This window comes from Oikeobacillus pervagus, assembly GCF_030813365.1.
In the GTDB taxonomy this organism is placed as follows: Bacteria; Bacillota; Bacilli; order Bacillales; family DSM-23947; genus Oikeobacillus; species Oikeobacillus pervagus.
Map to the genome: position 1 here is coordinate 1 of NZ_JAUSUC010000077.1, position 7,933 is coordinate 7,933.

The 7,933-nt window shown below is 34.2% G+C and carries 10 protein-coding genes and 1 pseudogene; 7 read left to right on the plus strand and 4 right to left on the minus strand.

What is annotated here, in order from left to right:
* Positions 1-697: 697 nt before the first annotated feature.
* A complete protein-coding gene (locus J2S13_RS16070) occupies positions 698-859 on the plus strand; it encodes a hypothetical protein (RefSeq protein WP_307258865.1) in 162 nt (53 codons plus the stop codon).
* A gap of 31 nt (positions 860-890) precedes the next feature.
* Here the strand turns inward: J2S13_RS16070 and J2S13_RS16075 are convergent, their stop codons facing one another.
* A complete protein-coding gene (locus tag J2S13_RS16075) occupies positions 891-1,448 on the minus strand; it encodes a hypothetical protein (RefSeq protein WP_307258866.1) in 558 nt (185 codons plus the stop codon).
* Positions 1,449-1,600: 152 nt separating this feature from the next.
* Entirely contained in the window at positions 1,601-2,062 is a 462-nt protein-coding gene (locus J2S13_RS16080) for a DUF4365 domain-containing protein (protein WP_307258868.1), read from the minus strand.
* 126 nt (positions 2,063-2,188) lie between these two features.
* Between J2S13_RS16080 and J2S13_RS16085 the strand changes: the two genes are divergently transcribed.
* From J2S13_RS16085 to J2S13_RS16115, 6 genes and pseudogenes are all read left to right on the plus strand, one after another.
* The gene (locus tag J2S13_RS16085) at positions 2,189-2,845 is read left to right on the plus strand and encodes a hypothetical protein (protein WP_307258869.1); all 657 of its coding nucleotides are present in this window, start codon (positions 2,189-2,191) and stop codon (positions 2,843-2,845) included.
* Between the two features lie 20 nt (positions 2,846-2,865).
* A pseudogene (locus tag J2S13_RS16090) lies at positions 2,866-2,985 on the plus strand (hypothetical protein); the annotation flags it as partial.
* Between the two features lie 293 nt (positions 2,986-3,278).
* Positions 3,279-4,349, plus strand: a complete 1,071-nt coding sequence (locus J2S13_RS16095; protein ID WP_307258870.1) for a sulfite oxidase — start codon at positions 3,279-3,281, stop codon at positions 4,347-4,349.
* 321 nt (positions 4,350-4,670) lie between these two features.
* Positions 4,671-4,919 (plus strand): hypothetical protein, encoded by a 249-nt coding sequence (locus J2S13_RS16100; protein ID WP_307258871.1) that lies wholly within the window; start codon positions 4,671-4,673, stop codon positions 4,917-4,919.
* Between the two features lie 108 nt (positions 4,920-5,027).
* Positions 5,028-5,396 carry a DUF2200 domain-containing protein gene (locus J2S13_RS16105; RefSeq protein ID WP_307258872.1) on the plus strand — a complete coding sequence of 123 codons (369 nt, stop codon included), beginning with the start codon at positions 5,028-5,030 and terminating at the stop codon, positions 5,394-5,396.
* Positions 5,397-5,778: 382 nt separating this feature from the next.
* The gene (locus J2S13_RS16115) at positions 5,779-6,348 is read left to right on the plus strand and encodes a DUF4256 domain-containing protein (RefSeq protein ID WP_307258873.1); all 570 of its coding nucleotides are present in this window, start codon (positions 5,779-5,781) and stop codon (positions 6,346-6,348) included.
* A gap of 371 nt (positions 6,349-6,719) precedes the next feature.
* Here J2S13_RS16115 and J2S13_RS16120 read toward each other — a convergent pair whose 3' ends face one another.
* The gene (locus J2S13_RS16120; protein WP_307258874.1) at positions 6,720-7,043 is read right to left on the minus strand and encodes an AzlD domain-containing protein; all 324 of its coding nucleotides are present in this window, start codon (positions 7,041-7,043) and stop codon (positions 6,720-6,722) included.
* Positions 7,040-7,765: an AzlC family ABC transporter permease gene (locus J2S13_RS16125; protein ID WP_307258875.1), complete on the minus strand. Its 726-nt coding sequence runs from the start codon at positions 7,763-7,765 to the stop codon at positions 7,040-7,042. The genes J2S13_RS16120 and J2S13_RS16125 overlap by 4 nt, the downstream gene beginning before the upstream one ends.
* Positions 7,766-7,933 lie beyond the last annotated feature (168 nt).

A 7,933-nucleotide genomic window follows, 5' to 3' on the forward strand; every position in this document is an offset into this window, starting at 1 on the left:
AAGATGCGTTAAAAAAGACGAATAAGAAAATCAAAAATTTAATTCAAAGTCAACTTAAGCAGTGGATCTCTGGCCTTCCTAGTTATATCAAGGGTAATTTGCCGATTTCACTCTGCGAAAGTTGAGTTATTATAATGCCATTATAGATGAAGATTACGAAGAAGCATTTGAACAACTGTATTTATATGACTATACAGAATCCTATTAAGAACTCATATGAGTTGCTTTGGAAAGAACTAAAAGAAAATCCAAACTCAATAACAACACTAAACAATGAACCGGATGACATCTACTAGATTAAAAATGCTTTCCAAATCATATTAAAAAATGGGATGATGAAACCTATAATCTAGAAGGGACGGCGTATATTGAAATAGACATCCATCAATGTATCAATGGGGTTGCAGTTTCTCCGTCAGGTTATATTGAATTTAAACTGGATAAAGAAGGGAAACTCACCTTATTTTCTGTATATGGACAGTTTCCCTCTGAAAAACTTGTAAAACAAGAAAAGTATTTACTTTCCCTTGAACAAGTAAAAGAGTTAGCAAAGGAACAATTGAAGTTAGTTGAATTTCCAGTCATTGAACAAAAGAAGATCGTTCCCGCATTTGCATTAGAGGAGATTTATATTAAGAATAATTGTTCTTCTACCTAGCCTTTTGAATTTTTTGTAGATGATAAGTTTTCTTTGAAAATGGACAAAGTGATAGAGTGGGATGATCCTATTCAAAAACCTTTCCATGGAAAAATATTATCACTCGCTGAAAATGTTACTCCTGAACAAGCATTTCGGTGTGAACCACATTATGGAGTAAAGGCATATAACGGGGAAGTTGTTGAATTAAGTGAATTGTAATAAAAGCAGATTTCTAAACAAGAAGCTCTTTTTACCGGACTAAAATAAACTTAATGAACTCATTAAGAACTATTTCATCTCCTTCGCTCCTTTTTCGGGGAACAGTAATACGAATGGTTGGTGAAACATGAAATTCTTTATAACTTTTGGGGTTAACAGGGTCGATGCCTAATTCTTTTCCGACTTTATCATCAAAGAAAACATATAATTCACTCTTTTTTCCAAGGTTCTCCCTAATAAAAGGGCGTATTTCATTTTCTAAATCCTTTGCCCATCTTTTAGCGATATACGTATCCATCATCTGATTTGTCTCGCTGTCATAATAGACTAAAAATTGTGTTTTAGTCTTGTTGTCCATCACCTTAGCTGCATATTCAAATTCAAAGTTTCCCATATTATCGTACAAAGTGTCGAAAATCTCAAAATTATTATCAAAGTTATCTTTCAAATATTGTTCAGCCTGAACTCTCACTTTTTCTTCTTTCTTCTTATCAGGCTTCATTCCCTGAATAAAGGAGAAAATTAATAAGACTAACCCAATTACAATAATACCAAGAACAATCAAGGATATTTTTATAAATTTTTTCAAAGAAATCCCCTCCTTCTGGGTGAATTTAAGTAAAGGCACTAATAAAGCTAAATAACTTTTCCTTATTTAAAAAGTTAAATGCATCCCTCTTTAATAAGGACCTTAATATAATCTATCCTTCCTGTAACCACTTCTGAACTTAAGAGAGCATTTTATAAAAAGTCTTTAATTGTATCCTCAAATTTAAAGATTTCGAGTACGGAGTAGTTTTTTTTAGATATATTAATCCCCCACTCTGGAGCACTTTTTTGCCCTGGTTTATCATAATTTCTATCAACAAACATTCCATTTGGTACTTCCCATGCTTGTGCTGGTATCAGGAAAACATCAGGCATTTTTCCAACTTCAAAAATCAACAATGCTAGGTAGAGATTTTTATTGGTAATGTCAAACTTGCTTTTTTGCATAAATACATAACCAGTTCCTCTAAGGGATTTTACCTGAATCTCACAGAAACGACGATTCTTGTCCTTTACGATAAAATCTATTCCATGGTCATCCACTTCCGAAGTATAAACATCACAACCATATGAAGCAAATTCCATCTTTGCAAAATACTCTGCATATTTCCCTACTTGTAAGGAATTGAGTTTCGCCCAATTTGTATTTGGCATAGCTACCCCTCCATAGGTAATTCTTAATTTTTACGGACTTCCTCAATATCAAATAATAACATAGAATAATAGTATGTTATTTTGAAGTTTCAATCTACAGGTTTAATACAAGGAAAGGTAGATACTATGGAAAAACAATATTTTAATCTCATGCAGTTTTTCGAGGGCTATGTACGAAATTATCGACGAATGAATTTATCTCATTTACATAATCGCTCTATGTTTACAAAGCGTGAAATTGATTATTTCGCCACTCTCGGAGAAATGCTTGGATTTGATGCCTTTGTTGAAGATTCCAAGTTTGATAAAACAAAAGGACGTTCCAGACCAATGGACTTATCTTGGTGGAAGTGGGATGCTCGATTTGATGATGAAAACTTTTTATATCTTGCTCTACATTTAGAAAGAGAAAACGTCTGGAACAAAGATGTCGAGACAATCGAAAAGCTATTTTCACAAACGGAAGAGGCATATATTCCACATAATGTTATCGGCATACAATTTATTGAATCGGCTGAAAGGATAGATTATATAAACAACTTAATTCTTCAGAAAAATAAAACTCAAAAATCAAATACTATGATGATTTATCGTTACTACGATACTGAATTTGATTTAGAAAGAGTTTGTGCATATAGCTTTACTCCAATGGGTTTAAGTGAGGTAAGAACTGCAATCTGTAACCAAGACCAGTCGAGTTGTTGGTATATGTGCTTTGATGAAGAATTTGCTCCATTTCAAAATAATAAGGATTCCGTTCACAGCATGAGCGTGAGGATTTAGAAAAAGAATGGCTATCCCTTTCAGAAAGTCAAGAAAAATTAAGAATTTGGAGAAACGGAAAGATCCTACATATTTGTGAAGGGATAACACTGGAACTAAGCGAACAACGAAACAAACGCCCAATGCCAGTCAAAGTGTAACCCGCTCCACTAATCATTTTCTCCCATAAAAAATAAATATATAAATAATTAAGGAAGGAATGTTGGAAGCAATGAGATGGAATGGTACATGTGAATCCGTAAGGTATACTATTGTTTTTCCTTTAACTTCCGTTTAAAATCTGTTTCAAACTTTTTCCTATGTGTTTTCTCCCATCATGAAAAAATAAAAGAAATGTTGAGGCTTTCATTAATTTAATTCGTTCAAAATAATCTAATTAGAATATATTGTTCATAAACATACTTTATGAACCTTTCTAAATTAGGAGGAAGTTATGGACCGTTCAAACCACCATAAAGTGCAGCCATATTTATTGACGCATAGTTTGTTACCGGAAAATCAGGAGACACCCATTCAATTTATCAAGACTGACATTATAGATAATAAATTATTTTATAGGAGGAACCACTTTTCTTATCCAACGCTTTCTTACTCAAACTATTGGCTACCGATTAATGGGATAGTATTAACACCCCTACGGCTTTCCATGCAGGACATTCTTCAATTACCTTCAAAAACAATACAAGTTGTCCTTGAATGTTCAGGAGATAAACGTGACCTTTTCGAACCTAAAGTATTTGGAGAACAATGGGGAAAGGGGGCTATTAGCCAAGGTTATTGGAAGGGTGTACCGTTACGGACCCTACTTGAACTATCTGGAATAAGAAAAGGAGCAAAAGAAATTGTCGTGGAAGGGTATGATTTTGGAGAAAGAACCGATCTAAATAAGGTTTTTACCTACAGTAGAAGTTTACCTATTGAGAAGGCGCTCCACCCTGATACCATTATTGCATATGAATACAATCATCAGCCAATTCCGTTTAAACATGGTTATCCACTGAGATTAATTGTTCCACAGTGGTATGCGATGGCATCTGTTAAATGGATTAAGCAGATTAGTGTTATTGATTCTAATTTTACAGGCCCATTTCAGACAATCGATTATGTGTTTTACCCAAATAAAGAAAATAATAAAGATGCTTTCCCTGTTACCACAATAAATGTAAACTCGACTATTCAAAAACCCTTAGATATGGAAGTTTTAAATACTGGTAAGCATTTGATTAAAGGGATTGCTTGGACAGGTAATGGCTTTATTACAAAGTTAGAAATAAGTGTAGACGGTGGGAGTACTTGGCTAAATGCAAAATTAGAGCCAACTAAAGATTCTAGTTATGGCTGGCAATCTTGGTCTTATGAATGGACTATATCGAAGAAAGGTGAATATATGATTATGTCAAAAGCAACCGATTCATATGGCCGATTCCAGCCATCTATCCCTTTTTGGAATAAAAAGGGTTATGGGTATAATGCCATTGATAAAATAAAGGTTAAGGTAGAATAGCCGCAAGGGAAGTTCCCATGTTCTCCTAAGGGAGCATTGCAACCAACCCATCGAGGAAAGCCCACGTCCAGAAATATGTAATACGCTTCAGACGGAAGCACTCACCCATAAACAATAAATATATAAATAATAAGGCATAGGTCACGTGGTAAGAGGTAGGAGGAATGATAATTGAATGTAAATGCCGATTCTCTTGTACCCTTTATCAATAATGTGGAGAATGCCAACTTTTATGGTTGTGACTCATTTTTCCTTACCTTGACTGTTGAATAACTTTTGGAAAAATTCTATGGAAAGTATATGTGTGAGGGAGAAATATAAATGAAATTATATGAGAAACCGATTCATGCTTATTTACATCAAGATTTGGTGGCTTATGATTCTGACGATAATGACAGACAACTGATTTATTACTTCAAAAAAGGATATGTGACAGTGCTTGGCGAGTTTGAGTCTGACCAATATGTTACAGGAAAAGCCCATATCATTTTTAATCAAACGGATGTTATATCTGTTGAAGCAGGATTATTACGACTGATTAATGAGGAAGGTAACAGGAGTAGTAAATGAAACAAAACAAGGATCTATGTTTATCTTAATGGGAAATTAAGAAATGATTTTTATAGCAAGTATTTTTGAATCGAGCCATTTAATGAAAAAATTAAAGGAGGATGTATCATGACCAAACATCGGATTTATACAATGAGTGTCGCAAAAGTCTATCCCCATTATATTTCGAAAGCAGAGAAAAAAGGGCGTACAAAATCAGAAGTCGATGAAATCATCCGTTGGTTGACAGGATATAGCCAGGAAGAGTTAGAAGTACAACTGGAAAAACAAACAGACTTTGAGACCTTCTTTGCGGAAGCTCCCCAATTGAATCCTTCACGGGCTTTGATCAAAGGTGTAGTCTGTGGCGTCCGAGTGGAAGATATCGAAGAACCGACGATGCAGGAAATTCGCTATTTGGATAAGCTAATCGATGAGTTAGCAAAGGGAAAGGCGATGGCGAAGATTTTGCGGAAATCAAAAACGAAGAATATTTAAATCCATTGAGACAAAAGGAATTAACGTTGTAAAGGCAAAATATAGGGGTTCACCATTTAAAAAGCTGGAATCCGATTGATTACACAGAAAAAATACAGTCCTTATGCCAATAAACATAAAATGGGGGAACATGGAAATCTATTAAGTCAAGATTTCACTACCACCATAATTAATGAAGAAACAATCATTCAGTCACAAAGGTTGCCCCTATATAATGTCTGTATGGAGTCCTTTTATTCTATAATGAAAAAAGAAGAGATTCACCATGTAAAATATTACGATTTTAAATTGGCAAAACATCCATATTCGAAGTATAGCCTAGTAACGAGATACTATATTATACTTAAACCATTATGAGTAAAAAAATAAGGGGGAAACTAGCATGACAAAAAGAAATAAGAAGGAATTGTCACTGGAACAACGTGAAGAATTACTCAGAGAATTGAAAGCCCGTTTTGAGAAAAACATGCATCGCCATAAAGGTCTTGAATGGGCTAAAATCCAAGCAAAGCTGGATGCTAATCCTGAAAAGTTGTGGTCGCTCAATGAAATGGAAAGAACTAGCGGTGAACCGGATGTTGTTGGTTATGATGAAAAGAAGGATGAATACATTTTTTATGATTGTTCAGCGGAAAGCCCAAAAGGTCGTAGAAGTGTTTGTTACGACCGTGAAGCGCTCGAGTCAAGGAAAAAACATAAACCAGAAAATAACGCTATTGATATGGCAGCTGCCATGGGCATTGAACTTTTAACGGAAGAACAATACAGAGCGCTGCAGACACTTGGAAATTTCGATATGAAAACGTCTAGTTGGGTACAAACTCCCTCTGATATTAGAGAACTCGGCGGTGCCCTTTTTTGCGATTGGCGCTTTGGACACGTATTCTTGTACCACAATGGAGCAGAATCCTACTATGCTGCCAGGGGTTTTCGTGGCTCGCTAAGGGTCTAAAAAATTTTGCGCAGAAAGCTAAATTTGAATTTGAGAACGGATCACCTAGGGAAAGGCTTTAGAACAAAAATGCGATGAATTGGACAGAAAGCGATAAAGAAATTCTTGAAAAATAATATCAACAATTGTTTGAAAAAAATCTTGTCAGGCTATGTCCTTACTATAGAATTTGAAACAGTTATAAAAAGCGTGTTATTTATTTAGGTGTAACTGCCAAAACAATCATCCTGAATATCAAGAATAGACGCTCGGAGAAAAAGTTCTCCGAGCGTCTATTAATAATCTTTTTATTCTATTAACAACCTTTTTGTGAAATAGAATTATATACCTATTCAAAACTCTTTACTTCATTCATTATCCTTACACCATTATTAAAATAAAAATCTAACTGTAGCCATACATATGATGCCTACAATAACTGTAACTGACAAACTCTTTGTCCATAAGGCTATAATAAGTGTTGGTATAATAGCAGTGAGAACACTCCAATCAATTGATAGCAATGATTTATCTTCGATGATTAAGCTCTCTACGATAAGTGCAGTAAAAATACAAATTGGGATAAATGAAAGCCACTTGACTGCAATTTTCGGGAGCTTAATATTTCTTATAACTATAAATGGGATAATTCTTGGAATGAATGTTACGATGGCACACCCTAAAATGATTAATAAAATCGATAAATTAATACTCATTTGTCTTTTACCACCCCAATAGTTGCAACAATTATTGTTGATAAAATAATTGCTATATAAGAAGGAACAAACATACATAGAACCAACATCAATAAAACTACATAGATAATTAATGATAGATAAAACTTCAACTTACCATTATCAATACTTTGTAATTGCAAAACAAGTAATGCTAAAAACATAGCTGTTAAAGAAAAGTCTAATCCAAATACTTCTGGGTTTGAAATCCATTTGCCAAAGATAGCCCCTAACATACAAGATAAAATCCAAAATAAATAAGCTGTTACATTCAACCCATTCATCCATTTGGCATTGATCATTTCTCTTTTAGCAATCTTATTAATGGCAACACCAAATGATTCATCCGTTACAAGTGCTCCAATCCCAATATTTTTTAATAAAGAATATTTTGTAAAATGGGGGGCTAATGTCATACTTAATAGAAAATTTCGTAAATTCACAATAAAAGTTGTAAACACAATGACTGAAATAGGACTTCCTGATACTAACAATGCACAAATAATAAATTGAGATGCACCAGCGTAAACTAATGTCGATAAAAGAGTAACTTCTAATATACTTAGATTGGATGATGCTCCAACAATCCCCATAGCAATTCCAATACTGGTGTAGCCAATTAAAGTTGGAACGCAATCTTTTACTCCTTGAGAAAATGTGGGGAGATTTTCTTCACTATTTATTTTATTTGCTAATTCACTCATAGCTGTACCACACCTTTTTGTCTGTTATATTAGACGAAAGTCTGTTATATAGTCAATAGTAGGGGACAGGTCCGTATGTGTCAAGTTTTTCTCGGTGTTGCTTTTACACCAATATTTTAAGCACTCTATTTTGTACACTTTTTACATCTACCGCGCTAACGCTTGGTG

What these genes read in the sequence shown, in the direction of transcription:
- J2S13_RS16105 (WP_307258872.1), top strand. Translation starts at nt 5,028, where the DNA reads ATGACCAAACATCGGATTTATACAATGAGTGTCGCAAAAGTCTATCCC.
- J2S13_RS16095 (WP_307258870.1), top strand. Translation starts at nt 3,279, where the DNA reads ATGGACCGTTCAAACCACCATAAAGTGCAGCCATATTTATTGACGCAT.
- J2S13_RS16080 (WP_307258868.1), bottom strand. Translation starts at nt 2,062, where the DNA reads ATGCCAAATACAAATTGGGCGAAACTCAATTCCTTACAAGTAGGGAAA.
- J2S13_RS16070 (WP_307258865.1), top strand. Translation starts at nt 698, where the DNA reads ATGGACAAAGTGATAGAGTGGGATGATCCTATTCAAAAACCTTTCCAT.
- J2S13_RS16115 (WP_307258873.1), top strand. Translation starts at nt 5,779, where the DNA reads ATGACAAAAAGAAATAAGAAGGAATTGTCACTGGAACAACGTGAAGAA.
- J2S13_RS16125 (WP_307258875.1), bottom strand. Translation starts at nt 7,765, where the DNA reads ATGAGTGAATTAGCAAATAAAATAAATAGTGAAGAAAATCTCCCCACA.
- J2S13_RS16100 (WP_307258871.1), top strand. Translation starts at nt 4,671, where the DNA reads ATGAAATTATATGAGAAACCGATTCATGCTTATTTACATCAAGATTTG.
- J2S13_RS16120 (WP_307258874.1), bottom strand. Translation starts at nt 7,043, where the DNA reads ATGAGTATTAATTTATCGATTTTATTAATCATTTTAGGGTGTGCCATC.
- J2S13_RS16085 (WP_307258869.1), top strand. Translation starts at nt 2,189, where the DNA reads ATGGAAAAACAATATTTTAATCTCATGCAGTTTTTCGAGGGCTATGTA.